This window comes from Arthrobacter sp. NPDC056886 (genome assembly GCF_042788715.1).
Lineage (GTDB): Bacteria > Actinomycetota > Actinomycetes > Actinomycetales > Micrococcaceae > Arthrobacter.
This window is the reverse complement of the sequence record NZ_JBHUBT010000006.1, coordinates 227,990-254,708: the sequence shown is the minus strand read 5'-3', so window position 1 is coordinate 254,708 and position 26,719 is coordinate 227,990. Positions and strand designations below refer to the sequence as shown.

28 protein-coding genes are annotated in these 26,719 nt (G+C 64.3%); 13 read left to right on the top strand and 15 right to left on the bottom strand.

Annotated elements, in window-relative coordinates:
- Positions 1–156: 156 nt before the first annotated feature.
- The 6 genes from ACFRJ8_RS12505 to ACFRJ8_RS12480 form a co-directional block, all read right to left on the bottom strand.
- Positions 157–582: a GNAT family N-acetyltransferase gene (locus ACFRJ8_RS12505; RefSeq protein ID WP_377986480.1), complete on the bottom strand. Its 426-nt coding sequence runs from the start codon at positions 580–582 to the stop codon at positions 157–159.
- 41 nt (positions 583–623) lie between these two features.
- Positions 624–3,290 carry a PEP/pyruvate-binding domain-containing protein gene (locus ACFRJ8_RS12500; RefSeq protein WP_377986479.1) on the bottom strand — a complete coding sequence of 889 codons (2,667 nt, stop codon included), beginning with the start codon at positions 3,288–3,290 and terminating at the stop codon, positions 624–626.
- A gap of 107 nt (positions 3,291–3,397) precedes the next feature.
- On the bottom strand, positions 3,398–3,745 hold the full coding sequence (locus ACFRJ8_RS12495) for a hypothetical protein (protein ID WP_377986478.1): 348 nt from the start codon (positions 3,743–3,745) through the stop codon (positions 3,398–3,400).
- A 33-nt stretch (positions 3,746–3,778) separates the two neighbouring features.
- Positions 3,779–4,219 (bottom strand): Hsp20/alpha crystallin family protein, encoded by a 441-nt coding sequence (locus ACFRJ8_RS12490; protein WP_377986477.1) that lies wholly within the window; start codon positions 4,217–4,219, stop codon positions 3,779–3,781.
- Between the two features lie 270 nt (positions 4,220–4,489).
- Positions 4,490–4,756 (bottom strand): GlsB/YeaQ/YmgE family stress response membrane protein, encoded by a 267-nt coding sequence (locus ACFRJ8_RS12485; protein WP_377986476.1) that lies wholly within the window; start codon positions 4,754–4,756, stop codon positions 4,490–4,492.
- Between the two features lie 205 nt (positions 4,757–4,961).
- Complete coding sequence (locus ACFRJ8_RS12480) at positions 4,962–5,564, bottom strand: MarR family winged helix-turn-helix transcriptional regulator (protein WP_377986475.1); 603 nt, start codon at positions 5,562–5,564, stop codon at positions 4,962–4,964.
- Between the two features lie 189 nt (positions 5,565–5,753).
- Here ACFRJ8_RS12480 and ACFRJ8_RS12475 point away from each other — a divergent pair, with 189 nt between their 5' ends.
- The 4 genes from ACFRJ8_RS12475 to ACFRJ8_RS12460 all read left to right on the top strand — a co-directional run bounded on the left by ACFRJ8_RS12475 (position 5,754) and on the right by ACFRJ8_RS12460 (position 8,847).
- A complete protein-coding gene (locus ACFRJ8_RS12475; RefSeq protein ID WP_377986474.1) occupies positions 5,754–6,593 on the top strand; it encodes a hypothetical protein in 840 nt (279 codons plus the stop codon).
- A complete protein-coding gene (locus ACFRJ8_RS12470) occupies positions 6,590–7,003 on the top strand; it encodes a phage holin family protein (protein ID WP_377986473.1) in 414 nt (137 codons plus the stop codon). The genes ACFRJ8_RS12475 and ACFRJ8_RS12470 overlap by 4 nt, the downstream gene beginning before the upstream one ends.
- Positions 7,004–7,021: 18 nt before the next feature.
- Complete coding sequence (locus ACFRJ8_RS12465; protein ID WP_377986472.1) at positions 7,022–7,618, top strand: DUF3618 domain-containing protein; 597 nt, start codon at positions 7,022–7,024, stop codon at positions 7,616–7,618.
- 83 nt (positions 7,619–7,701) lie between these two features.
- Positions 7,702–8,847, top strand: coding sequence for a YihY/virulence factor BrkB family protein (locus ACFRJ8_RS12460; RefSeq protein WP_377986471.1), 1,146 nt, complete (start codon positions 7,702–7,704; stop codon positions 8,845–8,847).
- 12 nt (positions 8,848–8,859) lie between these two features.
- On the opposite strand, the gene ACFRJ8_RS12455 is transcribed toward ACFRJ8_RS12460, so the two are convergent.
- On the bottom strand, positions 8,860–9,492 hold the full coding sequence (locus tag ACFRJ8_RS12455; RefSeq protein WP_377986470.1) for a hypothetical protein: 633 nt from the start codon (positions 9,490–9,492) through the stop codon (positions 8,860–8,862).
- Between the two features lie 180 nt (positions 9,493–9,672).
- On the opposite strand from ACFRJ8_RS12455, the gene ACFRJ8_RS12450 reads away from it, so the two are divergent.
- Entirely contained in the window at positions 9,673–10,098 is a 426-nt protein-coding gene (locus tag ACFRJ8_RS12450) for an ASCH domain-containing protein (protein ID WP_377986469.1), read from the top strand.
- On the opposite strand, the gene ACFRJ8_RS12445 is transcribed toward ACFRJ8_RS12450, so the two are convergent.
- The 5 genes from ACFRJ8_RS12445 to ACFRJ8_RS12425 form a co-directional block, all read right to left on the bottom strand.
- Entirely contained in the window at positions 10,073–10,648 is a 576-nt protein-coding gene (locus ACFRJ8_RS12445; RefSeq protein ID WP_377986468.1) for a hypothetical protein, read from the bottom strand. The genes ACFRJ8_RS12450 and ACFRJ8_RS12445 overlap by 26 nt on opposite strands.
- A 72-nt stretch (positions 10,649–10,720) precedes the next feature.
- Positions 10,721–11,068, bottom strand: coding sequence for a DUF6510 family protein (locus ACFRJ8_RS12440; RefSeq protein ID WP_377986467.1), 348 nt, complete (start codon positions 11,066–11,068; stop codon positions 10,721–10,723).
- The gene (locus ACFRJ8_RS12435; protein ID WP_377986466.1) at positions 11,065–11,802 is read right to left on the bottom strand and encodes an FAD-binding oxidoreductase; all 738 of its coding nucleotides are present in this window, start codon (positions 11,800–11,802) and stop codon (positions 11,065–11,067) included. The genes ACFRJ8_RS12440 and ACFRJ8_RS12435 overlap by 4 nt, the downstream gene beginning before the upstream one ends.
- Positions 11,803–11,812: 10 nt before the next feature.
- Positions 11,813–12,406: a sulfite oxidase-like oxidoreductase gene (locus tag ACFRJ8_RS12430; protein WP_377986553.1), complete on the bottom strand. Its 594-nt coding sequence runs from the start codon at positions 12,404–12,406 to the stop codon at positions 11,813–11,815.
- A 147-nt stretch (positions 12,407–12,553) separates the two neighbouring features.
- Positions 12,554–12,730, bottom strand: coding sequence for a hypothetical protein (locus ACFRJ8_RS12425; RefSeq protein WP_377986465.1), 177 nt, complete (start codon positions 12,728–12,730; stop codon positions 12,554–12,556).
- 430 nt (positions 12,731–13,160) lie between these two features.
- Here ACFRJ8_RS12425 and ACFRJ8_RS12420 point away from each other — a divergent pair, with 430 nt between their 5' ends.
- Both ACFRJ8_RS12420 and ACFRJ8_RS12415 read left to right on the top strand, forming a co-directional pair.
- Positions 13,161–15,917: a glucosidase gene (locus ACFRJ8_RS12420; RefSeq protein WP_377986464.1), complete on the top strand. Its 2,757-nt coding sequence runs from the start codon at positions 13,161–13,163 to the stop codon at positions 15,915–15,917.
- A 103-nt stretch (positions 15,918–16,020) separates the two neighbouring features.
- A complete protein-coding gene (locus ACFRJ8_RS12415) occupies positions 16,021–17,514 on the top strand; it encodes a hypothetical protein (RefSeq protein ID WP_377986463.1) in 1,494 nt (497 codons plus the stop codon).
- Positions 17,515–17,791: 277 nt separating this feature from the next.
- On the opposite strand, the gene ACFRJ8_RS12410 is transcribed toward ACFRJ8_RS12415, so the two are convergent.
- On the bottom strand, positions 17,792–18,226 hold the full coding sequence (locus ACFRJ8_RS12410; protein ID WP_377986462.1) for a hypothetical protein: 435 nt from the start codon (positions 18,224–18,226) through the stop codon (positions 17,792–17,794).
- Positions 18,227–18,840: 614 nt separating this feature from the next.
- On the opposite strand from ACFRJ8_RS12410, the gene ACFRJ8_RS12405 reads away from it, so the two are divergent.
- The 6 genes from ACFRJ8_RS12405 to ACFRJ8_RS12380 all read left to right on the top strand — a co-directional run bounded on the left by ACFRJ8_RS12405 (position 18,841) and on the right by ACFRJ8_RS12380 (position 25,044).
- Positions 18,841–19,536 carry an alpha/beta hydrolase gene (locus ACFRJ8_RS12405; protein WP_377986461.1) on the top strand — a complete coding sequence of 232 codons (696 nt, stop codon included), beginning with the start codon at positions 18,841–18,843 and terminating at the stop codon, positions 19,534–19,536.
- Between the two features lie 147 nt (positions 19,537–19,683).
- Complete coding sequence (locus ACFRJ8_RS12400) at positions 19,684–21,222, top strand: CoA transferase (RefSeq protein WP_377986460.1); 1,539 nt, start codon at positions 19,684–19,686, stop codon at positions 21,220–21,222.
- Between the two features lie 237 nt (positions 21,223–21,459).
- The gene (locus tag ACFRJ8_RS12395) at positions 21,460–21,879 is read left to right on the top strand and encodes a DoxX family protein (protein WP_377986459.1); all 420 of its coding nucleotides are present in this window, start codon (positions 21,460–21,462) and stop codon (positions 21,877–21,879) included.
- A 227-nt stretch (positions 21,880–22,106) separates the two neighbouring features.
- Positions 22,107–22,949, top strand: coding sequence for an alpha/beta hydrolase (locus ACFRJ8_RS12390; RefSeq protein ID WP_377986458.1), 843 nt, complete (start codon positions 22,107–22,109; stop codon positions 22,947–22,949).
- Positions 22,950–23,270: 321 nt separating this feature from the next.
- Positions 23,271–24,233 (top strand): alpha/beta hydrolase, encoded by a 963-nt coding sequence (locus tag ACFRJ8_RS12385; protein ID WP_377986457.1) that lies wholly within the window; start codon positions 23,271–23,273, stop codon positions 24,231–24,233.
- Positions 24,234–24,339: 106 nt separating this feature from the next.
- Entirely contained in the window at positions 24,340–25,044 is a 705-nt protein-coding gene (locus ACFRJ8_RS12380) for an SOS response-associated peptidase (RefSeq protein ID WP_377986456.1), read from the top strand.
- A gap of 132 nt (positions 25,045–25,176) precedes the next feature.
- Here ACFRJ8_RS12380 and ACFRJ8_RS12375 read toward each other — a convergent pair whose 3' ends face one another.
- Positions 25,177–26,544, bottom strand: a complete 1,368-nt coding sequence (locus tag ACFRJ8_RS12375) for a dihydrolipoyl dehydrogenase family protein (RefSeq protein ID WP_377986455.1) — start codon at positions 26,542–26,544, stop codon at positions 25,177–25,179.
- Entirely contained in the window at positions 26,541–26,708 is a 168-nt protein-coding gene (locus ACFRJ8_RS12370; RefSeq protein ID WP_377986454.1) for a hypothetical protein, read from the bottom strand. The genes ACFRJ8_RS12375 and ACFRJ8_RS12370 overlap by 4 nt, the downstream gene beginning before the upstream one ends.
- Positions 26,709–26,719 lie beyond the last annotated feature (11 nt).

Here is a 26,719-nt window from a genome sequence, read left to right as displayed (position 1 = left end):
AATTCGGCGGGACGGTCGACCGGAGTCACACTGCCCATCGGCGGCCGGGCCGAGCTGGCCGTCGGTCCAACAAGCAGGCTCCGCATCATCGAGCACTAGCAGACGGCAGGAACGGCCAATCAAGTTGATCCAGTTACGAGGCTTGCCGGCCTCCTGTTAGTGAAATTGGGCGAAGACGCGGACGGGTTCCGGAGTGAAGTTCGACCCCTCAGTAAATCCCAAGGCTTCGTAGAAGGCGCGCTGCGCTGGTTCGTTGTCTGTAATGAGCACTGTTTGCCGGACATGCTGGTACCTTGCTGACACTTGCTCCACCAGGGCCCGCCCTATACCCGTGCCTTGGAACGTCGGGCGCACCAGGATGTCCTGCACATAGCAGATGGTCGCGTTGTCGGATATGACCCGCGCGAGGCCAACCAGCCCGCCTTCCTCGTTTCGGGCTGTGACAACAAACGAGGAACTTCGGATCGCCCTGGTGAGCAGTTCTGGGTCCCGTGTATAGGCGGTCCAGCCCACGGATTCGTACAAGGAGAGAACTTCGACGTCGGAAAACTCGCAGGAAGTGGAGATGCTGAAGGTCGACATCGGATCAGTGTTGCACGGTTACTCGCCCGGAAGTGATCGGGTCACGGCCCCTGCGTAACTCCCGGATCCTCGATCGCCACGGTGCCGGCGTCGCCGTCCACGCGGATCCGCTGGCCGCTGGTCAGCCGTTGGGTGGCCACCCCGGTGCCGAGCACGGCGGGGATGCCGTACTCGCGGGCCACGATCGAGCTGTGGCTCAACGGTCCGCCGACGTCGGTGACAACGGCGGAGGCCATCGCGAACAGCGAGGTCCAGGCGGGAGTGGTGATGCGGGCCACCAGGACGTCTCCGGGCACCATCAGGGCGAAATCCTGGGGCCCCCTGAGGACGCGGGCCGGAGCGGTGACCCGGCCCGCGCTGGCGCCGACGCCCTTGATGATGTTGCCCAGCTGGTCCTGTGAGCCTGCGGGCATCATTTTCCCGAAGGCCCCCTCCATCCACCGGCTTCTCGGGAGCAGTTGCGGGGCAGCGGCCTTGGCCTGCCCTCGCCACAGCATCTTGCGCTCCTCGACGGCGTCGGCGCGGACGGGCCGCTCCGCGCCAGTAATTGCCACGGCCGCCGATGCGCCCTGCGCGGCGAGGCCGAACTCGACGGCGCTTTGCAGCTCCTGGCGGCGCAGCCAGAAGACGTCGGCAGGCTCGGCGATGACGGCGGAGTCCACCAGCCGCCGTCCCAGTTCGAGCAGCATCCGCCGTAGCAGCGGCCAGGCCAGGCCGACGTCGGCCAGAGCGTCCTCGCGGATCGGGGCGGCGTTCTGAGCCCACCGGAGCAACCGGAGGAACGGGGCCTTGCGTTTCGGCCCGAGTCGGGTGATCGCCTGGTTGGTTTGGTTCTCCCTGCGCTCGGCCGATAGCCGCTGGCGCTCGTGGGGGTCGTTGCCTTGTCCCCGCAGGTAGAACTTCACCGTCTCCAGCAGGGTGGAGGGATCGTCGGCCGGCAACGGGCTGACGAAGTCGAGGTTGTAGACCGCATGGCCGAACCGGTCGAGGTGATCCCGGAAGCGGGGATGCCATTGCTGCCAGAGCGCCTGGTCCATGCCGGCCGGCGGGATCCCGGAGTGCTGGGCCTCGGCCAGTGCCGCTGTGGGTTCGTTGACGACCGCCGGGGCCAGTCCCGGAACTTCACGCGCCCAAGCTGCTAGATCGTATAGCGACTTCTCCGCCCGGATAGGTTCGCTGTCATAGCCGAGGAGGAACGTCTGGGCGGGGGGATCTCCGTCGCGCCGAACGAACCTGTCGTAGTAGGCCCGGAAGGAGATTTCGCTTGTTGCGGCGATGGGAATGATTGACTGCACGGCCGTGTAGTAGACGGTGCCGGCGTCCAGCAACGCCTGCACGCCCTCGAACAGTTTCTCGCCGGAGAGCTCCTCGACGGGGGTCGCGGACCAGTCCTTGATCGCTTGCTCGTAGCGGGGATGCGAAAATTCCCGCCAGCCGGCCACTCCCATGTGCGCCTTGCCGCGGGCCAGCGCCCGTACTGCGGTCAGCGACTTGCCCATCATGCGCCACATTCCCGAGGTGCGGTAGTAGTAATAGGCGTAGCCGTTAATGGTGGGCAGTCCCACGTCGTCATCGCGGATGACGTTCTTCCCGACGGCCTCGGCCATCAGGGCTCGCAACGAACGGGCCACCGAGCCGTCAATCAGATCGGCGAACAGCGGCGAAAGCGGGTCGGGCAACTGTTCTACGATGCTCGCCCGGAAGTACATCCCCTTCGGGTACGGCACCGTCCAGACATCCGGGGTGTCAGCCGACGGTTCAGGCAGTGCCGTGATCGGCCGGGATTGCAGGATGAAGAATTCGCCGCCGGCCCGTGCCCACTCGATGTCCTGCGGCACCCCGAAATGATCAGCAATCCGCGTCCCATAGCCGGCCAGCGCGGCCGCGGCCTGGTTGTCGAGGACGGGCTGACGACGGCGAGTCGCCGGCACCGGTTGCTCCCGCGTGCCGTGATCCGCATAGACAGTCATGACCTCCTTGTCAGCTGTGCGGCGCGACAGCACCCAGCCCGTGGCTGCCTCGACGACGACGTCATCTGTGGTCACCGTGCCGCTGACCACGGACTCACCCAGACCCCACGCGGCACTGATCACTATCTGGTCGCGGCGCCCGTTAGCCGGATTGGCGGTGAACATGACCCCGGCTGCCTCGGCCTCGACCATCTGCTGGACCACCACCGCAAGGCTCACAGCGTCTGGCCCAATGCCCTCGCGGGCCCGGTAGGCCATGGCACGCGCCGTCCACAGGGAAGCCCAGCAATCGGTCACGGCCTCGACCAAGGCGTCCACCCCGCAGACGTTCAGGTAGGTTTCCTGTTGGCCGGCGAAGCTGGCCGAGGCGAGGTCCTCGGCCGTGGCTGAGGAGCGCACCGCCACAGCCGAATCCCCGTTGCCCAGGCGCCCGTAAGCATCGCCGAGTTCTGCTGCGATCACGGCCGGCATGGTGCCGCCGGAGAACAGGGCGCGGATCCGCTTCGAGGCATCCTCGTAGTCCTGTGGCGCTGCCAGCGGCGCCAGTGCGGCCAGCTCGCGGATGCCTGCCTCGAGGTGGTTGGCAGCCACAAAATCCGTATAGGCCGCGGTGCTCAATACAAACCCCGGAGGAACCGGTAGGCCGGCCTGGGTGAGGCCGCCCAGTCCGACGCCCTTGCCGCCTGCCACCTCGACGTCGCCATGTCCCACATCGGCGAAGTTGTTGATGTAGGTCATGACCGTGCGTCCTTTCTGCCCGGCGCCGGGTGCCTTGGTTGAACCCGATTCCCAACATACTGGCACTGCCGCAGGCCCGAGGCCATAGCTACACCGGGCCGCCGGTTCTAGTCTCTATCGAGTTCGTCGAGGAGGGATTTCGCTGCTTTGGCGATGTCTTCGTGGTCGTTCTGGGCGGCCCGACTCTCGATGGCAAGAATCGCGCAGCGGTGCAGCCGCCGGAAATCCCCGTAGGGAAAGCTGTAACGCCCTTTGGTGTCGTGGGGCTTCTCGGTGTCTTCGCCCAGATGCCACGTGCCGTACTCGGTGTAGCCGTGCCGGTCGAGGAACGCGTTTTCCTGGTCGGCGTCAGGGGCGTGCTCGCTCCAGTCGCCCCGGGAATCCCGGGCAATCGTTGCGTCCTTGATCAGCCGCCGGGCATGGCGCAGTGCCACGGTGTTGAGCTTGATCGTCATCAGGGTCGTTCCGCTCTGTGGGTGCCGGTCAATTCATGGAGTTTCAGGTGCCTCCGGCGGCTGGCCCGCACCGCGTGAGACGTGCACTTTCGTGGCCGACGTTCCTGACTGCTCCGGTAGCTGGGCGCGGATTTCGAGGACACCGTCGATGTAACTTGCCTCTATAGCCTCCGGGTTCGTGCTGCGGGGAAGCGGGATGCTGCGCGAGTATTCGCCGTAGCGCACTTCGGTCCGGTAACCCGGTTGATCCTTGTGGGCTGGTTCCGTTCGCCGGGCAGCAATGTGCAATGTCCCATCGGTGACCGTGATATCGATGTCCCTATCTGGGTCGATGCCGGGGACATCGGTTCTGACCACAAACGTGTTTCCGTCGCGGTATTCCTCGACTCTTAGCCAGGTTTCTGTCTCACCCTGCAGGAAGCGCCGGACGGGTTCGGGCATGTCGATGCCGGTGCGGCGGAATAAGTTGTCCATGTCCATCTCCTTGCTGATTTGCACCCCCGCTCACCGGTGTGAAGCGCTTGGAGCGGCGACTTCGGCCGCGAGGGGCCTCGGGAGTCTGTGCTCCACGAAGTTTTGCCGGGCAGCCGGGCCAGTCATGGTCGTGGGCATCGTGCAACGTGTTTTCCGGCAGTGTCGGGGGAGCACCCCGGGCGTTGCCTCCCGGGGTGTCACAGCACCGGCCAGCAGCCGTCTAACAGAATTCGCAGAACGCCCTTACGGGAAGTTCATGCATGCAGGGCTCTATGCCCTGCTTCTGCGGCCGGCAACGGCGCCATAGATCAGGAGCACAATAACGGCACCGAGGATGGAGAGGAGCCAGGTCCGCAGGTCGAAGAAGTCAGCGAGGCCTCCGCCGAAGATCAGTGAACCTATCCAGCCTCCGAGGATGGCGCCGACGACGCCGATAACGAGTGTGATCACCCAGCCGCCTCCCTGCCGGCCGGGAAGGATCGCCTTGGCGATAGCTCCTGCGATAAGGCCGAGAATGAGGAACGCAAGAATTCCCATTACTGTACTTCCTTTCGGTAGACCGGTCGTGGAATGCGGCCGTAACCGCGATTTAATCAGCATGCGTTGTGTCGTGCAATACCCGGGTCGTGGCTGCAGTTGCAGCGGTCCCTGCGCGGTCTTGCCTTGATCTTGCCTGCAATGGATGCGGCCGCTGGCCGAGCCTGCCAGGATGGCAGGCCGAGCGGAATCCAACCGCGGCAGGCTAATTCATTGCAGCTTCGGGACCGGCCTTGGGCGCCGGAGGGGCGCCGGGGTTTCGAGTGCCCGGTCGTGGATTCTGGAAGAATTCCACAAACCGGGCGAGTTGTTCTGACAGGCTCTCCCAGCCGTCGAAGTCCGCAGGTACGGCCGCACTCTCAGCCTGAGAGGCCGCTTGCAGTGCGGCATATCCGGATTCGGTAATTTGGACCTGAAACTGCCGCCTGTCGGCGGGGTTACGTGTCCTCGTGACCAGCCCACCCTCCTCCAGTCGGGCAAGAACGCGACCCAGCGTCTGGCTTTGAACATGAACCTTTGCGGCAAGCTGTTCCTGGTACATGGCGCGGGGTGCCACGGCTTCCAAGGCGATTACGGCGGCACGCGTCAGACCCAACGGGGCCAAGGCGTCGTCGTGGAGGCGTTGGACAAGACGGGCAGCCACGGTCAGAAGCCGGTATCCGTCCCGGGCGCGGGGCTCAGGGGCGACGATCACTACGAGAGCCTTCCTGATTGGGGCTGGCAACGAAATCACGTTGTCAGGAGCGACGCCAAACGGGCCGACGTCCACCTCCACAGTAAGCACGCCGAGCACCCGTTTTGCAAGCATGCTTACTATTTTTCATGCACAAAGGCCGCCGTGTGGGCTATTTGCAGGGCGGCGTCCGTTCGACTTTCAGTAAGGGCTTGCGTTACATATACCAAGTGTGCTTACTATCTAGTTAGTAACCGTGCTTACTAATTCACCCGGTACCGCTAGTCACGATCCCACGCGGTCCATTCCTGAAAGAGAGCAACGATGACAGAGAACCCATGGGCCCAGGCAACACCCCAAGCTTCCACGGACCAGTACGCCGGCGTTGGCGTGGTGCCCCCTCAGGGTGCGGAACGCGCTGGCTCCAAACAGGAGGCAGCCAAGGACGAAGCGGCAGACGTAACGCGGCACGCAGCCGACTCAGCACAGAACGTCGCCGAGACTGCCAAGACGGAGGCAGCCAACGTCGCCGCCGAGGTCAAGACCAATGCCCGGGACCTGATGCACAAGGCCAAGTCTGATCTCACCGAACAGGCAGGAACACAGCAGCAGAAGGTCGCCGAAGGCCTGCGGTCCGTCGCCGGCGAACTGCATTCCATGGCCGCTGCCTCCGATCAGCCCGGTGTGGCCACCGACCTTGTCCGCCAAGCCGCAGAGCGCTCCTCCGCCGTTGCATCCTGGCTCGATAATCGGGACCCGGGTTCGCTGCTGACCGACGTAAAGTCCTTTGCCCGCCAGCGCCCGGGCACGTTCCTCCTGCTCGCGGCGGGAGCCGGCGTGCTGGCCGGACGCCTCAGCCGCAGCCTGAGCGCCGGGGCCCCCGAAACGACTAGCACCACCGCAACCGGAACGTCTGCCGCCGGACGGATCCCCGATACCGGGGTAGCCGTTCCGCCGCCGCCGGTGCAGATGCCGGCTCCGCAAACCACGACGGCGGGCTACGCGGACACGTATCCTCCGAATCCGTTGGACTCCGAGTTGGGCGCCACCGATCCCCTCCGCGACGGCGCGCCGGGCCGCCGGGCCACTGAGCCCCTCGCCGGCGAGCCCCTCCGGTCGGCGGATCCGCTGCGCGATGATCCCTTTAACGGCGGCCGTCGATGAGCAGCGAAATCCCTCCCACTGCCGCCCAGGCGAAGGCGGAAACCAACTCCTTGGGTGACCTCCTGGGCGAAGTCACCCGGGACATGTCCACCCTGATGCGTCAGGAAGTGGAACTGGCCAAGGTCGAACTCAAGCAGTCCGCCACCCGGGCCGGCAAAGGCACCGGCATGCTCGCGGGCGCCGGTGTCGCTGGCCACTTCGTGCTCCTGTTCCTGTCTTTGGCGCTTTGGTGGGCTCTAGGGACCCTGATGGGCGGCGGCTGGTCCGCCGTCGTTGTCGCCGTCATCTGGGCCATTGTCGCCGCCATCCTGGCAGCCATGGGCCGCAAAGAACTTAACGCGATCAAGGGCCTGCCCCAGACCGCCGAGACCCTGCAGGAAATCCCGCCCACCTTGAAACCCAACTCTTAGATTCAGCGAGGAAACACGATGAGTGAAAACCCGGATGTCATCCGAGCAGATATTGAAGCAACCCGCGCGCGGCTGGGCACCAACGTGGACGCCGTCGCCGACAAGGTCACGCCGTCGCACATCGTCCAGCGGCAAACCGACAAGGTCAAGGACGCCGTCTTTGGAGTGAAGGAGAAGGTCATGGGAGCCGCGGACCACACCGCCGACAACGTCCATTCAGCCGCAGGAAGCGCTGGCGCGCACGTGAGTGACGCCGGTTCAGCGGTCGCGGCGGCGCCGACCCAACTGAAGGCGAAGACCCAGGGGAACCCGCTGGCCGCCGGGCTGATCGCTTTCGGCGCCGGGCTCCTGGTGTCCTCCCTGATTCCGGCCAGCCAGAAGGAGCGTGAAGCCGCCGACGCCCTCAAGACAGCCGCCGAGCCGCTCACCACGGAACTGACGGACGCCGCCAAGCACGTGGCGGAGGGACTCAAGGAGCCCGCCCAGGAAGCCATGGAAAACGTCAAGGCCACCGCGGCGGACGCTACCGACCACGTCAAGGCAGAAGGCCAAACGGCTGTGGCGGACGTCAAGGATCGGACCGCCGAAGCCAAGGACAACGTTCAGCAGGCCTGAGGCCGCATCTGAATCCGGCCGGCTGCCCTCGCTAATGCGCTGGGCGGCCGGCCACTTCGCTTAACCCCAAGAAGGATTTTTCCATGGCCAAGAACCCTGCCAAGGCAGAAAATGACTCCATGACCGACGCAGAAACGGACGAGAGCAGCACCGCTAAGGCCCGGACGGCACCCGCCCCGGACGACTCCCGCAAACCGGACAGCCCCACCGACGTCATCAAGCCGTCCTGGAAGTACATCGCGAAGAAGACCCTGCGTGAATTCACGAAGGACCAGTGCCCGGATCTCGCCGCAGCCCTGACGTACTACTCGGTCCTCTCCATTTTCCCGGCGCTGTTGGCCCTCGTGTCCTTGCTGGGCATTTTCGGGCAGGCCGGGAAAACCACATCCGCTCTCCTGGAGATCGTCCAGGGCTTCGCGCCCGGCGACACGGTGGAAGCCATCCGCCAGCCAGTCGAGCAGCTCAGCAGTTCCTCCGCTGCCGGACTCACCCTGGTACTCGGCATCCTCACCGCCCTCTGGTCCGCCTCCGGCTACGTCGGTGCGTTTGGCCGGGCCATGAACCGGATCTATGAAATCGATGAGGGCCGGCCGTTCATCAAACTTCGGGGCACGATGCTCGTGGTCACGATCGCCACCGTACTGATCGTCCTGGTGCTCTCAGCCATGCTGGTCCTGAGCGGGCCGGTGGCCGAGTCTGTCGGCAACGCAATCGGCTTGGGCGGCGCCGTCCTGACGGCGTGGAACATTCTCAAGTGGCCGGTGATCGTGCTGCTCGTGATCCTGGCGATCGCTATCCTCTACTACGCCACGCCGAACGTAAAGCAGCCCAAGTTCCGCTGGATGAGCCTGGGATCCACAATCGCCCTGGTGATCTTCCTGCTTTCATCCCTGGCCTTCGCCTTCTACGTTGCCAACTTCAACAGCTACGAGAAGACCTATGGTGCGATCGGCGGCGTCATCATCTCGCTGCTATGGCTCTGGATCCTGAACATGTCGCTGCTGTTCGGTGCTGAGTTCGACGCCGAGATGGAACGCGGCCGCCAGCTCCAGGCCGGCATCGAGGCCGAGGAAACCATCCAGCTGCCGCCCCGGGACACCAAGAAGAGCGACAAAATGCAGGCGAACGAAGAAGACGACATCCGCCGCGGGCGAGAGCTGCGGGAACAACACGAACAGCAGGAAGGCAACGACCATCCCAGGGACAACAACGGAGTGGACCGCTCCTAGGTCACGAAAATGTCAGGCCTCGCTTATGGCGGCGAGTTTGACGCCGTTCTTCTGTCCTTCCCAGGTACCGGTCAACGTGAGCCGGCCGACTGGTTGCTCGCTAAGGTCCAGTCGCCGCACAACGATTAAGTGAAGACCCGCAGTCTCGATAGCCGTGCCGGCGTCGATGGTGCGTGGCGTGGACGAACAGACGTCAGGAACTGCGTCGAGTGTCGGCCCGGTGCTGTGCACGAAGACCGACTGGTTCAGGAGTTCTTGTGTTCCCCCTTTTTGGAGGTATTGCTCTGCCTGCGGCCGCCCCAGCATGATGCTCGCCGCCAGTGCTGCGACATAGATGGGATCGGCGCAGGCATCGTAAACCCATCTGGGGCCGAGAACCGAGTGCTGCATCGTCCCGACTAGCCATGGTTCCGCGCCGGCCAGGGGCCGGGCCCTGTACGTGAGCGGAACTTGGACGGTGGAGCTGCCTACCGAGACGATGATCGTTTCTATGCCGACTTCGCCGGCGGGGTCGTCGAAGCGGTAGGAGCCGACTTTGCACAGTCCTGCCGTGCCAGGCTCAGTGAACCAGGGCTGGCGGGGCAGCCACTCTTCGAGTAGTTCAAGTTTCGTAGGCTGCAGTTCTGCCTCATGAATGATCGCCATGGCTGCAAGCCTAACCGCGGCGGCGGGTGTTCCGGCAGAATGAGCCCATGAAGCTATTTGAGTCCGAGATGTCAGTTATCGCAGCGGCTGAGAATCTTGCTGCGACGCTCGGATCAGACCCCGATCACACGGTCGGTGCGGCAGCCATGGATTCCGCAGGCAGGATTCACGCTGGAGCGAATGTCCATCACTTCACCGGCGGCCCGTGTGCCGAACTTGTTGTCCTGGGTGCGGCTGCCGCCGCTGGGGCTGGACCCCTTCTTCTTCCCAGATGCCAATGCGCGACGGGTCGTGCGGTTCAACAAGCGCTACTTCGATCCTGTTGCCAGCGGCACCAAGACCACCACCATCCGCTACGACGATCCGATGGCGCTCGGACCCGCCTTATTCGTGTTCGAAGATGATGCCGGGCACCGCTCCTTGGACGGTTTGGTTACGGACGTCGTCAGCCGCCGGCTTGACCAAATGACCGACGACGACGCGCGGTTAGGCCCGGGAATGCGAATCGAGGACCTCCGGCGGGGGCTGCAAAGCCACTATCCAGGCTTGCCCGAGGACGCCGTCGTGGAAGTTGTAGCCTTCAAATTGTTGGCGACTGATCGGTGATGCTTCGTGACGTAACTGCATGAACTAAGCGGTCCACCGGCCGGGAGCTGTCGAGTCGCAGTACGGGGCAGGACAGCCTTGCCAGCCACTGGTCGTGTCGACCGCGATTCCGGCCTGCGAACTCGGGGTCGTCGTATCCTCGCGCCCAGGACAAGAACTCCTCGTGGGCTGCATCGTCCACCCCGCCGGTTGTGGCTAGTCCGCGCGACCTGACTGTCTCTCTGGCCTGAAGCCTCGACATGCGCGACGCCGGATCGAGTGTCAGGAGCACCACTGCATCAATGTTCTCAACGAGTTCCTCGCCCCAGCCCATAATGGAGCCGGAAAGAACCCAGGCAGTCCGCGGCAGGAAGACTTCACGCATCAGCGAAATGCGCTCGGAGGGGTCCCGTTGGATCTTGTAGGGCGGTGAGGTCGGCTGCCAGAAGTAGTCGTCGGCGTCGGCGTGCGGTACCGCCCATTCGTTGGCGATCGCACGGCCGAGTGTTGTGGTTCCCGATCCGCTGGCACCCATGATGAACAGGCGGCAAGGGTTGAGGATGTTCAGCATCGTCGCAGACTACCTCCACAGAGTCCGCGTCCGGGGCCCTCAACACGGCGGGGCGTAAATCAGGGACGTGCCTTAGCTCTCCCGGTCGATCTGGAGGTAGCTGAGTCCACTGACATCGAGCCAGAACTTGGTCGGAGTCTCTACGAGACGCAGCAGGACGCCCCCACAGGAACTGCACCGCACAACTATTCCCGGTGCGTCGGCATAGACCGCTGCTTCCCCGAAGACCCTGACAGCGCCACAGTTCTTGCACCGACCGATCGCCGCAATGATGTCAATGCGGAACAATTCCCACAGCGGTCCCGCCGCCGCGTTACCGTCAAGATGAGGTATTGGATTGCCTGCGGTTCCGGCGATGTCCTGGTCTTCGAGGTGCGGGTCTTCAGCACCTGGGGCCGCGGAGCCGTTGTTGCCAGTCACCGTATTCCTCCCGTTCCGCCGAAGCGTTCGGTTTTGATCGAGGCGGTCGGATAGCCCGCCCGCACCAGCCACTCCGTGACCGTCTCGACAAACATCGTCTGACCGCAGATGAAAATGGCGGGGGCAACGTCCGCCGGCAGGATGTTTGCCAACAGAGTTTCAGCTGTGAGTCGCTTCGGGGGGCTAGGCCAGCCCTCCGGGACTGTGCGTGTATAGAAGTAGTCGACGGTCAGCTTGGGAGATTTCTGGCTCAGGGTGAGCAGCTCCTCCCGGTAGAACCCTGCCTCGGGCGATTTGAGCGAGTACAGCAACCGGAACTGTGAGGGATTCTCGGATGCCTCGTGGGCGCGGATCATGGACATGAGCGGGACGATGCCGGATCCTCCGGCGATCAGCTGTACCGGGTTCGGGTCAGTCGGCCGCCAGACGAACCAGCCGCCGACGGGGCCCCTTATCTCCAACTGGTCTCCGACCATCAGGTCTCTGACCAGATAGGGGGAGACCTCCCCGTTGGCTAATTCGTCGACCGTGATCTCCAGGATTTCGTTCATCCCGGCTGTGGCCACGGAGTAGGACCGCACTGCCATGTAGCCGTCGTCGGCTGTGAGCCGGATATCGATGTGCTGGCCGGCAAGGTTGCCGTTCAGACCGTCAACGCGCAGCCCGATGGTTCTGGACGATTCCGTTTCGGGAACGCCGCTGACGACGTCGGCGACGCGCCACAGGGTGCTCATCTGTCCTGCCTCATGAGTAGCGCTCCTCGCGCCACGGGTCGCCGTAGATGTGGTAACCGTTGGATTCCCAGAAGCCGGGAACATCGTGCGGCATCAGTTCGATGCCATTGATCCACTTCGCACTCTTCCAAAAGTACAAGTGGGGTACCAGCAGGCGGGCGGGGCCGCCGTGGGCCCGTTCCAATGGCTCGCCGTCGAATTCCCAGGCCACCCAAGCCTGGCCGTCCAGCAGGTCCTGCAACGGGACATTGGTCGTATAGCCGCCGTAGGAGTGAGCCGTGGTGAACTCGGACGTTGTTTCCACGTCCTCGAACAATGTGTCCAGGGACACCCCGCGCCACGAGGTGCCCAGCTTGGACCAACTGGTCACGCAATGAATATCGGTCCGGATATCAACCTGCGGCAGTGCCAAGAACTCATCCCAGGTCCAGGCGCGGCGCTGCCCCGTCTCCGTCGTAATGAAGAATTCCCAGTCAGCGTTGGCGATATAGGGTGCCGGCCCCGCCGTCAGCACGGGAAAGCTTGCTGTTTCATATTGGCCGGGTGGTAATGCTGGGTTGTCGGTGCGCCGTTTTCCATGAAAACCAGACGAAAATATTCCCATCATGTACCTCCGATGCGGGGCTCCGCCGGTCGAATGTAATCGGTGCCCCAACGATATGGCAACGGCGCGGCAGAGACTAGACATACAACCTCCGGGTCCAGTCAGCGCCTCGCTGTTCCTGTCAACGACAATCAGCAGCCTGGCCGATCAGCTGCCGGGCAACCAGGGCTTCGCGAGCTGACTGATCTTCTGGGAATCCGCGAACGCCACGGCGGCGTGCGCCGCGACAAGCAGGCCGACCTGTTCGGACTCCTCGTTGAAGGCATTCGGACCCGTTCCGTAGAGATTCAGTGCACCTAGGGGGAGTTCACCGAAGCCAGCCACGACATGACGGCGCGGGCAACCATGCGGCCACCCACGCGGGCAACGAACAGGCGGCGGGGTTGTAGACGTTACGGAATCCGGGCAGCAGCTCCACCGCGCTATGCGACAGCACGTCACTGCCAAGAATCATGGCTTGCGGATTGCCACCTCTCCGTCGCGCCGCCGGAGCCAGACCCAACCAAGGGCCATTCCCCGCCCATCGAGCAATGCAAGGTCAACTGGTCGTCGCAACGCCGTGGGGACGATGTGAACGTCAGGTAAATTGTTGACCCGGGGCGACCGGAGCGATGCTCGGCTTGGTAATATCGGGCTCAATGGGCACACCCGGCGCGGTCCACGGCGTCGCTGAAGTTCGACGGTGACCAAGGTAGTGGGCCACGATCTGGCTTATCTCGAGAATTCGGCTGTCAGCGTTTCGTGAGAGGACGTCATGACCGACGACATGATTCCGTCCGCGGCACCTCGGGGTGTGACCGCTGAACATGCCCGGCTGGCCGAGGCCACTGGAGCAGCGGAAGACGTCCTGTTCGAGGCGAATCCCTGGTACGAGTGGGGGCCTTACCTGTCGGAGCGGGCCTGGGGCACGGTTCGAGAAGACTACAGCGACAATGGCGACGCATGGGATTATTTTCCGCATGACCACGCCCGGTCCCGTGCGTTCCGGTGGAACGAGGACGGAATGGCGGGGCTGTCCGATATTCACCATGACCTGTGCCTAGGGTTGGCACTGTGGAACGGGACCGATCCGATCCTGAAGGAGCGGATGTTCGGGCTTACCGGTCCCCAAGGCAACCACGGGGAAGACGTCAAAGAATACTGGTGGTACCCGGATGCGCTGCCCAGCCATGCATGGCTGCGATGGCGGTATCACTACCCGCAGGCAGCGTTTCCCTACCAGCGGCTGATCGATGAGAACGCCCGTCGTTCCCGGGACGAACCAGAGTTCGAGTTGATGGATACCGGTGTCTTCGACGGCGGCCGGTACTGGTCAGTGGATGTCGCGTACGCGAAGGCCTCACCGACCGAAGTACTTGCCCGGATCACCATCGAGAACCATTCCTCCGAGGAAGCGGTACTTTCGGTGCTGCCCACCCTGTGGTTCCGCAACACGTGGCAGGTCAACGGCGGTGAGGCGCCGTCGTTGTTCCTGGACGGCGACGGGGTCGCGGTCGAGCACCCACGGCTGTCCGGCTACCGGCTCGACGCCGCCCCCACCAAGGAGGGAGTGCGGCCGCAGGCGTTGTTCTGCGACAACGAGACGAACACGGCCCGACTGTACGGGGCGGCACCGGTCACCGCCTATCCCAAGGACGGCATCAACGACCACGTGGTCTCCGGCACGGACACCGTGAATCCGCAACATCAGGGCACCAAGGCAGCCTGGTGGTACCAGGTGACCGTGCCGGGAGGGGGCCGGGCCGAGCTGCGGCTGCGGCTGCACCGGCCGGTCCCGGACCAAGCCCCACCCCCGGCCCAGTGGTTCGAGTCTTATTTCGATGACGTCATGACAGACCGGGAACGGGAAGCGGACGAGTTCTACGCGGCGATTGCCCCCGCTGAGATCGGCGCCGGGCCGATGCAAGTGATGCGCCAGTCCTGCGCGGGGCTGATCTGGAGCAAACAAATGTACCCGTACCGGGTCAACCGGTGGTTGGATGGCGACCCCGGCCAACCGGCGCCGCCGGCGGGGCATCGTAACGGCCGGAACACGGGGTGGCGGCACCTGGACTCCTTCGACGTGCTTGCCATGCCCGACCCGTGGGAGTACCCGTGGTTCGCGGCCTGGGATCTGGCCTTTCACGCCGTCACCTGGGCGCACCTGGATCCAGCGTTCGCCAAATACCAGCTGTTGGTGCTCCTTCGGGAGTGGTTCCAACATCCGAACGGTGCGCTCCCGTCGTATGAGTGGAGCTTCGACGACGTCAATCCGCCCGTCCATGCGCTGGCCGCCATCCGGGTGTTCGTCATCGACGGCGGCACCGACCTACACTTCCTGAAGCGGGTGTTCAACAAACTGCTGCTGAATTTCACCTGGTGGCTCAACCGGCAGGACCCCGACGGGAACAACCTGTTCGGCGGCGGCTTTTTAGGCTTGGACAACATCAGCCCCATCGACCGCTCGCACCTCCCGCCCGGCTTCAGGCTGGACCAGGCCGACGGTACCGCGTGGATGGCTTACTACTCCGTGGCAATGCTCACCCTGGCCACCAAACTCGCCGAACATGACGATGTCTATGAGGACATGGTGGTGAAATTCCTGGAACAGACCGTGCTGATTATGGACGCGCTCGAGGACTCAGGCTGCTATGACACCGAGGACGGCTTCTTCTACGACCGGCTCACCGACCCCTATGGGATCAGCGTCCCAATCAAGGTGCAGACCCTCGTCGGGTTGATCCCGGCGCTGCCCGCGGTCGCGCTCCCCACCCAGGACACGGACCGGAACCGCCGGCTGCGGAAGCGGTTCGCCAGCCGGTTGGAACAGACCGACCGGCACCAGATCCTCGAGTGGCAGGTCCGTGGTGCCGGGGACTCCCGGCGGACGCTGCTGTCGGTCCTCCCGATGGACAAACTCGTCCGGCTGTTCGGCACCCTGTTCGACGAGGAGGCATTCCTGTCTCCCCACGGGCTGCGATCGATCTCCAAGCGGCACAACACGCCCTATGCGGTTCCGGGGCTACCCACCGCGACCATCCAGTACGAACCAGCCGAATCGCGGACCGCGATGTACGGCGGGAATTCCAACTGGCGGGGCCCGGTGTGGCTGCCGGTCAACTACCTCACCATCCGGGCGCTGCTGCAGTACGACGAGTTCTTCGGTCCCGACTTCACCGTCGAATACCCCACCGGATCCGGCCACCACCTGACCCTGCGGGAGATAGCCGGTGACCTCACCGATCGGCTGGTGAGCATCTGGCTCCCCGGGCCGGACGGACGCAGGCCGGCCTATGGCGGCGTCGATCTGTTGCAGAACGATCCCGCGTGGAAGGACAATCTGCTGTTCTACGAATACTTCCACGGCGACAACGGGGCCGGACTCGGCGCCATGCACCAGACGGGATGGACCGCCCTGGTCGCGGACCTCCTCCTCGACCCACCCCGCCAGAGCTACCGGATGGTGTTCACCGACCATCCGGACGATCCGGACCCGACCACCACGACAGGACCACCGGAAACGGAGCCGTGAACCGATGTCAAACAACACTGAGGGAGAAGGCCGTTTGCGGAGAGCCATGAGGGGCGACGGCGCGGTGATGGACGAGATGGTAGCGGCGGCCCGGCCTCCTGGCTTGTCGCCAGCAGTGGCCCACCCGTTTATTTACGAGATCAACACATGGGCATGGCTCGAATCAATCAGCGCCGAGGAAAACAAACCAATCGATCTGGGCTCCGTCCCTGAACGGCCCTGGGACGAGATAGCGGATCTGGGATTCGATTCGGTGTGGTTGATGGGGGTCTGGCGTCGCAGCCCGGCCGGAATCGGGATTGCACTGGCAAACCCAGCCCTGCGGGCCGATTTCCAGGCCGCTCTTCCCGATTGGCGTGCCGAGGACGTCGTCGGGTCCCCGTACTGCGTCCGGGACTATGTGGCCGATGACCGTCTGGGTGGGCCTGCCGGGCTTGCCGCCGCCCGGGGAGCGCTGGCGGTGCGAGGAGTCCGGTTGATCCTGGACTTCGTTCCCAACCATGTCGCACCGGATCATCCGTGGACCACGGAGTCACCCGGTCTCTTCGTGCAGGGGACCGCCGCGGATCGGGACCTGGATCCGGCGTCCTTCGTCGAGGTAGGCGGCCGGGTGCTCGCCAATGGGCGGGACCCCTATTTCCCGGCGTGGCCGGATGTCGTCCAGCTCAACGCCTTCGACCCCGCCCTTCGATCGGCGGCGGTGGAGACGGTGAGGTCGATCGCCGATCAGTGCGACGGGGTGCGTTGCGACATGGCGATGCTGGTCATGAACGACGTTTTCGCCCGCACGTGGGGTGCCCGGGTCGGTCCTGCACCGAGCACGGAGTACTGGCCGACGGTGATCACCGCCGTTCGTGAAAGCCACCCCGGCTTCGTATTCCTCGCCGAAGCCTACTGGGATCTTGAGTGGTCCCTCATGCAGCAGGGTTTCGACTACTGCTACGACAAGCGTTTGTATGACCGCCTTCTCGGCTTCAGTGCCGACGAGGTGCGGCTGCACCTGCTGGCAGAGCGCACGTATCAGAACGCCCTCGTTCGGTTCGTGGAGAATCACGACGAGCCCCGGGCCGCGTCGGCGTTCACAGCCGGGCGTGCACAGGCGGCGGCGGTGACGGCACTGACCCAGACCGGGGCACGGCTCGTTCACCATGGCCAGCTGCTGGGGTGGCGGACACACCTTCCGGTGTTCCTCGGCCGGTTCCCCGCCGAGCCGGTCGATGACCAGCTGGCCGCCTTCTACCGCCGGCTCTTGGCGGCTGTCGCCGACCCCACGTTTCGGGACGGGAACTGGCAATTGTGTGAACGGTCGGGGTGGCCGGGGGACAACAGCTTCGAAAATCTCGTCGCCTGGAGCTGGGACGGTGCCACTCGGTGGCTGATCGTGGTAAATCTGAGCGATGCGCCCGCAGAAGGTCATGTGAGAGCACCGTGGCCGGACCTGCGTGGTCACCGGTGGCAACTGACCGACCCGACCCGGGATATGAGTTTCGAACGCACCGGTGACGATCTGGTCGAGGGGCTGTTCATCGGACTCGACGCACGGCAATGGCATTTGCTCCGCCTCGACCGATCGCCAGAAGGCGGTACCAACGACTGACTGCATGCCCTTTGCGCCAGCGCTTCCGCCGCGGGGCGACCGCCGTTGTGCCGTCCGTCGAGGCGGTGGACGGTCACCACCCCCGCACCCGAGTGATCCCCTTCGAAAGGAGCTCGGAATGGCCGGAAACGTCGTCACAGGCCGGACAAAGCGATTGCCAGACCGCGAAGTTGCCGGAGTCGGTGATGATTTCCCAGATAGTCGAACCCCGTGCGTTGATCAAATTTTGTGCCTCGACTCCTGCCACGCGCGACAGGATACCGTGCGCGGGTGAACGCTAGGGGGTCGGGGTGCCTGCTTCCGCGGCGTCGGATTCCGCGCGGGCCACGGCGGCCGCCAGAACGTAGTACTCCGCCTCCTGGAGGGCGTAAACGGCGAAGTTCACGGCTTCCTCGGCGTCCAATTCGGCGTTTTCGGCGGTTCGTTCCGCGCGGGCAACCGCGCGGTCGGCGCGCCGCGCCTCGATGTTCTGGCGCAGCGAGTCGAATCCGTCGGCGACCGATACCTGCATTTGCTTCCAGCGGCCGGAAATTTCCGCGGATCGTTCCTCGACTTTGGCGTCCATGGTGGACTTGGCCTCGGCGATCGAGGTGCGAAGCGCATCGGAGCGGGCTTTGAGTTTTGCCTCGTTTTCCTGGCGGGTTCCGGCAGCCGAGTCCTCGAGGTCCTTCGCCTGCTTTCCAAGATTAATGAGAGCGTCTGAGAGTGCCATTTTCGATTCCTTTCAGCGGACGTCCTGGATCGAGTGCGTCTGGTACACCGGACGTGAGTGCCCAGACCCGGATTGTTCGCTTGATGGATACCAGCGTCCCTTCGCCGACAGGCCGGTCAGCCCGCGAGAACTGCGGGGGACGGGGATGGATGATGTAGGCGTGGAGCGTTCATTCGTCCGAATCGTTCGCGTAAATACGGGACCGAATCCCAAGGATTTTGACGAAATGGATTGGGATTCGTGTGTACCACCCCTTCGGGCGCGAGCTTGTGAGCCTGCCCATGGGGCCGAATCTGGGCGGTGCGGGAATACCGCATGATGTCGATGTCATGGGGAGCGCCGCATGCTTTTGGAGTTGCAGTGCTGGAATGTTGGAATGCCCTGTCGCGGATGCCGGCATGCTACCACCGCTTCTATTGGCGGCAACAGGGGGCCGCCTAGATGCAGGTTCCGGGTGAACCAAACATGAGCGTCCGGGTCTTGCCCAGCTGAGGAAGTGACCAGGGCGGCGCGCCGGCGTGGCGGCGAGGCATTGCCGAGTCCATAGACCCTAGCGGCACGTTCCGCCCCGGGTTAGCATCCGGCTATTACTCCATTCGAAACAGGAGAATCCCATGTCCGAAGAATCATTACAGAACGTCGTGCTCGTGCACGGCGGCTTCGTCGACGGATCCGGCTGGCAGGGGGTGTACGACCTGCTGAGCGCGGAGGGCTACAGCGTCAAGGTTGTCCAGAACCCGACGGTGTCCCTGGACGACGACGTCGCCGTGACCAGGCGGGCCATCGCAGAGTGCGATGGGCCCGTCGTACTTGTCGGCCACTCCTACGGAGGCGCCGTCGTCACCGAAGCCGGCACCGACGAGAAAGTCGCCGCCCTCGTCTACATCGCGGGGTTCGTCCCCGACGCGGGCGAATCCGTGAACACCCTCATCGCCGACCCGCCACCCGGCGCCCCCGTCCCGCCCATCCTTCCGCCCCAGGACGGGTTCCTCTTCCTGGACCGCGAAAAGTTTTCCGCCTCCTTCGCCGCGGATGTGCCGCCCGCACAGGCGGCCTTCATGGCGGACTCACAGGTCCCTTGGGGCGTCGGCGCACTCCAGGGCGCAATCACCAAGCCTGCGTGGCGAACCCTGCCCAGCTGGTACCTGCTCACCACAGAGGACCGGATGATTCCGCCCGCCGCGCAGCAGGCAATGTCGACACGCGCTGGTTCATCGGTCACCGAAGTTGCCGCAAGCCATTCCGTGTACGTCTCCCAGCCACAAGCCGTGGCTTCAATCATCAAGGAAGCCGCGGCGCAGCGCGGTTAGCAGAGGTCGTACGTCTGAGAACCAGGAGCGCTCAACCCCTTGCCGCCAGGGACCTGGGATCGGCCAGTGGTATTCACGGGCGCGGCCGGGAGGCGGGCGGGCCGACTTGTCTTACGGAACGCAGACGTTCTTACGAAAGGATCAGCAATGAGCGTCAACGGCAAGGGAGCGGCAGTGTCAGGCCTCACGGACCGGATCAGGCGCAGCGTCAACAACCCCCTCACTTCTTCTGAATTCGACTACGCCGAAGTCCTCGACGACGTGCTGAGCGCCGTCGGTCTCAGCGCCAGGGACGCTGGTGGGCACGTGCGCTTCTACGGCGGAGCCGACCCGTTGATCGCCAGCCCCTTCCTTTTCGCGTCTGCGTCTGCGGTAGCGCTCGGCGCCAAGGGTGTTGCTGCCTCAGCGATCTGGCGCGACCGCGGCGGCAGCGGTCAGGACATCGCCATCGACATTCGGAGGGCGTTCCAGCGGTTCTCCGGATTCGCGGACGGGCGCTGGGAGCAGATCAACGGACGGCCGCCGTCGCTCAAGTGGAACAAGTACAACCCGTTCGGCGACGTGCCGTTCTTCCGCGCTACCCGGGACGGGCGGCATGTGGTGGCACTCAATGTCTACCCGGGGCTGCACCAGAAAGCCCTGACGTTCCTGGACTGCGCGGACAACGCCCAGTCGATCAACGAGGCCATCGCCAGGCGGGACGCCGACGAGCTTGAGGAAGCGGCCGCAAAAGCTGGCATCATCATCGCCAAGGTGCGATCGACCGAGGAGTTCTTCCAGGAGCAGCAGTACCAGCAGGTGCTGCAGCACATGCCGCTCATCTCCGTCGAGAAGATCGCCGACGGCGACCCGCAGCCGCTGGCAGCGGGTGCGTCAACGCCGCTGGAAGGCATCCGGGCCTTGGGAATGGGGCATGTCATTGCCGGCTCCGGGATCGGCCGGGACCTGGCATCGTTCGGGGCCGACGTCCTGAACGTGTGGCGCCCCGACGACAGTGAGGTCGAAATGTTTTACTGGGACACACAGGTAGGCATGCGATCGGCGTGCCTGTCCGACGCCGGCGACGACCGTGCCAAGCTGGACGAGCTCTTGCGGGAGGCGGACGTCTTCTTCTCCAACCGTCACCCTGGCCACCTGGAGCAGGTCGGCCTGACCGCCGACGAAGTCGCTGTCGGTCACCGGGGTTTGATCCATGCGCAGGTGCTGCTGCACGGCGCCGAGGGGCCGTGGGCGACACGTCCGGGCTTCGATGAGATCGGCGCTTGCGTCAGCGGGATCTTCGCTCTCGGCGGCACCCTCGAAGACCCCAGGATGCCACCGATGCTGCCCATCGTCGACAACATCGTCGGCTGGTTCGGCACGGTTGGGGTACTGGAGGCGCTCCGCCGCAGAGCTGTAGAGGGCGGCTCCTACCGCGTCCGGGTCTCTCTTACCCGCGTCTGCCTCTGGCTGATCTCCTTGGGAATCTTCGACAAGGAGTTCGCTACGACCGCAGCGGGGAGCACTGCGGAACACTCCGCCATTCCGCCCGAGCTGTTCACCGCGAAGACCCCACTCGGCACCTATCAGGGAATGACCGATCAGATCGAATTCTCTTCACTTCCGCAGGGGTTCACCACCACCGTGCTGCATCCGATGGGCGCCGATCAGCCGGAGTGGTTGCCGCGAGCAAAAAATCCGGCCTGATTCGCAGGGATTCATCAGGCGAGTTTGCGTCGGTCCGGGCGGTGGCCGAACCTGGCTGCCGGTTCGGCGCCTGCCAAACTGTCGCCCAGCGGTGCCCGATGAAATTGCGGCTCTGGACGGTCCGGCTGAAATGTGGGTTGGCCCGCGGAATGATTGTGGCATCGGGAGTGCGGCGCTAGGTTGAAGGAAACCCATGGCCAACCGGCCGGGTTCGGCTCCCGCCAAGGCAGGTACATAATGGCTCAGCTTGGAATGCTTGTTCTGCGCGTTGTGCTTGGTTTCACTTTTGCGATGCATGGATGGCAGAAGTTCAATGAGTTCACGATTGCCGGCACCCAGGCTGCGTTCCGGAACGTGGGCGTGCCGCTGGCGGATATTGCAGCCCCGGGGCTGGCAACCCTGGAACTGGTTGGCGGGGTCGCCTTGATTCTTGGAGTGCTCACGCGGATTTTCGCCGCTCTGTTCATAGTCGACGTGCTCGGTGCGATGTTTTTTGTGCACCACACCCATGGATTTTTTGTTGCCAACAACGGCATTGAACTCGTCCTGGTGCTTGCCGCAGCGTGCCTGCTGTTTGTCCTCGCCGGGGCCGGCCGGTACTCCGTGGACCACAAACTGTTCGGGGGAAGGCGCTCAAGGTTGAGCAGGCTGGCCTGAATTCCCACGGCCCGCCTCTTGGGTTGCCTGCGTCGTGGCAAGGTTATCGAAGAAGGCCTCGTGTCTGGCTCGGGGCGCCTCCTACTCAGTGATCGCTATGTTGTCGGGTCCCGGTATTGCACATAGATGGTGGTGGGTTCCTAATGGTGGGAGGAAGCCCGAAACAGCCGGCAGAGCCGGCCCGCGAGGCCATCACGGGTTTCCACCCCGACGTTAGGAGGACCCCCGTGACTGAAGAAAACCCCGCCGCCCCGGGCGCCCCGGACACCATCGTGTTGGTTCACGGGCTCTGGGTGACACCCCGCAGCTGGGAGAAGTGGGTCGAGCGCTACGAGGGCCGAGGTTACCGCGTGCTCGCGCCTGCCTACCCAGGCTTCGAGGTCGAGGTCGAAGCCCTCAACGAGGATCCGTCCCCGATTGAGGCTTTGACTATCTCTGCGGTCGTCGAACACCTCGAGAGTGTCGTAGGCGAGCTGGACAGAGCTCCGATCATCATGGGCCACTCGGCAGGAGGCCTGTTTACCCAGATCCTGCTCGATCACGGTTACGGGGCAGCAGGGGTGGTCATAGACTCCGCGCCAGCGGAGGGCGTCAGGGTGACCCCGGTTTCACAGATAAGATCCCTCTTCCCCATATTGAAAAACCCCGCCAACCGCCACCGGGCGGTGGGCTTCACCCCAGAACAGTTCCACTACGCCTTCGCCAACACCCTCAGCCGGGAAGAGTCGGATAAGGTCTACCAGCGCTACCACATCCCAACGCCTGGCAGCTTCGTGTGGGCCGGTCCCCTCGCCAACTTCACACCTGGACACCAGGACACCTACGTGAACTTCAGGAACGAGGACCGCGCGCCCTTGCTGTTCATCGCAGGTGGAGACGACAACCTCATGCCTCCAGCGGTCAACCAGTCAAACGTCAAGCACTACAGCCACGTCAACACCGTTACTGACTACAAGGAGTTCCCTGGACGCTCGCACTACACCGTGGGGCAGGACGGATGGGAGGAGGTAGCAGACTTCGCCCTCGAATGGGCCGTAGAGCACGCGAAGCGACCAGCCGCGGGAACGTAGCCTCAAGCCTGCAGTGGTGCCAAGGATTCGCTTGCCCTCAAGTTCGCAAGGGCGAGGTCTGACTTGGTGCACATCCATGGATTGGCGCCAGCGGATAGTTTGCTGTCAGAGACGCAGCCCTAGTGGGCTCTTGGCGCCCATCGGTCCGGGCCTGTGCCTTGCGGAGGTAAGCCCCGCCGCTTCTCTTCGAGAGGAAGACCTTTCGCCCTGTCACATTGCCGGATGCATTCCGGTCCTATTGGTACAAAGCGTGCGTGCCATCAGGTTCCGTCGGGCGGCCGGCCACCTATTCGCAGCACATAAAGGATGAGGACCCTCGCAATGAAAAAGCACATTCTGGAAACCTCAGCGCAAGGAATTGCCGATGCAACATCCAAGCCCCCCTTCCTGTACCAGCTCGGCCCGGAGGGGGCCCGGAAAGTCCTCGACGATATTCAGGCCGCTCCTGTCCCCATGCCCGACGTCGACGACAAGTGGCTCACAGTACCCACTGACGTAGGGGACGTGAAAGTCAGGATCGTCAGGCCCAAGAACACCGATGGGGTCCTTCCGCCCGTCCTTTATATCCACGGCGGAGGATGGATCCTCGGAAATGCCGGCACGCACGACCGTCCGGTGCGTGAACTGGCGGTCGGCGCCGAAGCAGCAATTGTGTTCGTGGAGTACGACCGATCGCCTGAGGCCCAATACCCCGTAGCGATTGAGCAGGCGTACGCAGCGGCTCAGTGGATCACTCGTCACGGTGGCTCGGAGGGTCTGGACGCCTCACGGATTGCTATCGCCGGAGACTCCGTCGGAGGCAACATGACGGCGGCAGTCGCACTCATGGCCAAGCAGCGCGGGGATGTAAAGTTCATCCATCAATCGATGTACTACCCGGTCACCGACGCACGACAGGACACCGAAAGCTACCAGGAGTTCGCTGAAGGGCCATTTCTCACCGCGAAAGGTATGGCATGGTTCTGGGACGCCTACCTGCCCGATACGGATAAGCGAAGCGAAATCACGGTCTCACCGCTCCAAGCGTCCCTTGAAGACCTCGCCGGGCTTCCCGAAGCCTTCCTCATTGTCGACGAAAACGATGTCCTTCGCGACGAAGGCGAGGCATACGCACGCCGGCTCGTTGAAGCAGGCGTCAGGACCACAAGCGCACGCTATAACAACATCATCCACGATTTCATGATGTTGAATCCTGTGCGCGAAAGCGCCGCTGCCACGGCCGCCGTTGAGCAGGCTATCCATGTCCTCCGCAAGGCGTTCGGGAACATGCAGGAGACCGCATAGGCAGGGGAATCCCACGCCCATACGCCCACGCATTCCGTCCCAGACGGCGACGCCGGACTGACCGTCCGAACCTCCGTCGCCGCCGGTACGGGAGCACAATTAATGCATGTGCGGCAGGTATGTGATGTCCAAGGCGACGGGGGATCTTCTGCGCCATTTCGAGGCGAAGGACGCCGAGGGCAGCCCGCCTCCGCCGAGTTGGAACGTGGCACCGACCCAGGACGTCCCGATCATCGCCGAGAGGCTGGACGAGGACGCCGTGGAGCGCCAGCTCCTGATCGCCCGCTGGGGTCTGGTCCCGTCGTGGGCGAAGGAGGTAAAGATCGGTTCGAAGCTGATCAACGCCCGCAGCGAATCCATCCTGGACAAGCCGGCCTTCCGGAAGGCGGCGATCAAGCGGCGGGCCCTGATCCCGGCCGAGGGATATTACGAATGGGAGAAGACCCCGGACGGCAAGAAGATCCCGTATCACCTCCATTCCGAGAAGAACGAGCTGCTGGCCTTCGCCGGGCTGTACGAGTTCTGGCCGGACCCGTCCCTGCCCGAGGATGATCCGCACAGGTGGCTGCTTAGCTGCACTGTGCTGACCACTACGGCCCACGACTCGACGGGCCACGTCCACGACCGGGCCCCGGTCATCGTCCCGCCGGAGATGTTCCGGGATTGGCTCAACCCCGGCACCACCGACAAGACCGAAGTGAAAAGGATCCTGGATGCTATTCCCGAACCGGTCCTGACGCCGACGGTGGTGACGGACCGGGTGAACAGCGTCCGCAACAACGGCCCCGAACTCATCGACCCGGCCTCCTGACCCACACCTCAGCGCCGTGCCGTCTCCAGCCCGATGCCGGCGCTGCCGCCTATCAGCACCACGGTTTGCCCCGCCAAATCTGGCTCACGTTTGGTCGGCGAAGCGGCAGCTGTCGTGTTCATCGGATCGCCCTCAGTCCGCCGTGGATGGTCCGGCGCCTACCGGTCTGCGCGTAGCCGCGATCTCCCCGCGTAGTGCCTTCAGCGCGGACACGTAGATTTCCGAGAACGTCGGGAACGGCTGGATGGTGTCGCTCAGGACGTCGATGGGGATATGCGCCCGGATAGCCAGTGTTGCCTGCTGCAGCCACTCGCCGGCCTCCGGGCCGAGCGCGTAGGCACCGGTCAGCCGGTCGCCGTCGCTGAGGAGGGTGAGGAAACCGTTGCTTTCGGCGTAGGCACGCGTGTAGGTGGCAGTCTTTGATACCTCAGAGACCGGCACCGTGGCGCTGAAGCGGCCGTCGACGGCGCCCACCGCAGCGGCCTGCGGGTCCGTGTAGGTAACCCTCGGGACGGCCTCATAGTTTGCCTCACGCGGCTCCCCGAGGATGTTCGCGGCGACGACATCGCCCTGGTACTTCCCGACGTGGGTCAGCGGCCAGATGCCGGTGACGTCGCCGATCGCCCACAGGCCCTCCGCCACGCGCAGACGCGCGTCGACAGGTACTCCATGGGCCTCGGCCGCGACGCCTACGGTCTCCAGGCCGATCGCCTGGATGCGTGGGCGCCTGCCCGTGGCGACGAGCAGGTGGTCGCCTCTCAGCTCGCGTCCGCCGTCGATCTCGACGATGTAGTCGCCGTCCTCTCGCCGCGCCGCGGTCGAGGTCGCCGGGAGCACGAGTTCGATGCCCTCACTGGTCAGGACCTCGCCGAGGGCCTCACCCAACGCCGCAGGCTCCCGGGCCAGGACGTGTGCGGACCTGTCGATGACTGCCACCTCGCCGCCGAATCGGCGCACCGTCTGGGCTATTTCGACGCCCACCGGGCCGCCGCCGAGGATGAGCAGGCGGCGGGGGATGGCCTTCATGGAGGTCGCCTCGCGGCTGGTCCACACGCCGTCGAGCTCGCGCAGGCCCGGGACCGGGGGTATGACAGGTTCGGCACCGTTGGCGAGGACCACGTGGCTAGCGGTGTGGCGCACGCCGTCGACCTCGACCACGCCCGGTCCGGCGAGACGGCCGGTGCCGCGCAGCAGGTCGATGCCGTTATCTGCCAGCCAGCGTTCCTGCCCGGCGTCGGAGTAGTCCGAGACCATGAAGTCGCGCCACGCGAGGGCCGCCTTCACGTCGACTTCAGCCGTGGCGGCGGCCTCACCTGCCGCATGGACCGCCTCACCCGGCCGCAAAAGCGTCTTGGACGGGATGCACGCCCAGTACGAGCACTCGCCGCCGACGAGTTCCCGTTCCACCACGGCCACGCGCAGGCCGCCCTCGGCGAGAGCGCCCGCACAGTGTTCGCCTGGTGAGCCGGCGCCGATCACTATGACGTCGTAGTCGCTCATGTTGGCAACTCCTCCCCGGCGTGCTCGCGCACCATGTAGAGCGCGTACCAGTCGGGCCAGTTCGCGTCCTCCTGGCCGGTGAGCTCTTCGTGTTTGCCGTGTGCTTTCGCGGCGCGCCTCAGGGCGTCCGCAAGCTCGCCCACGGACTCGTAAGTGGTGGCCATCAGCCTCTCCT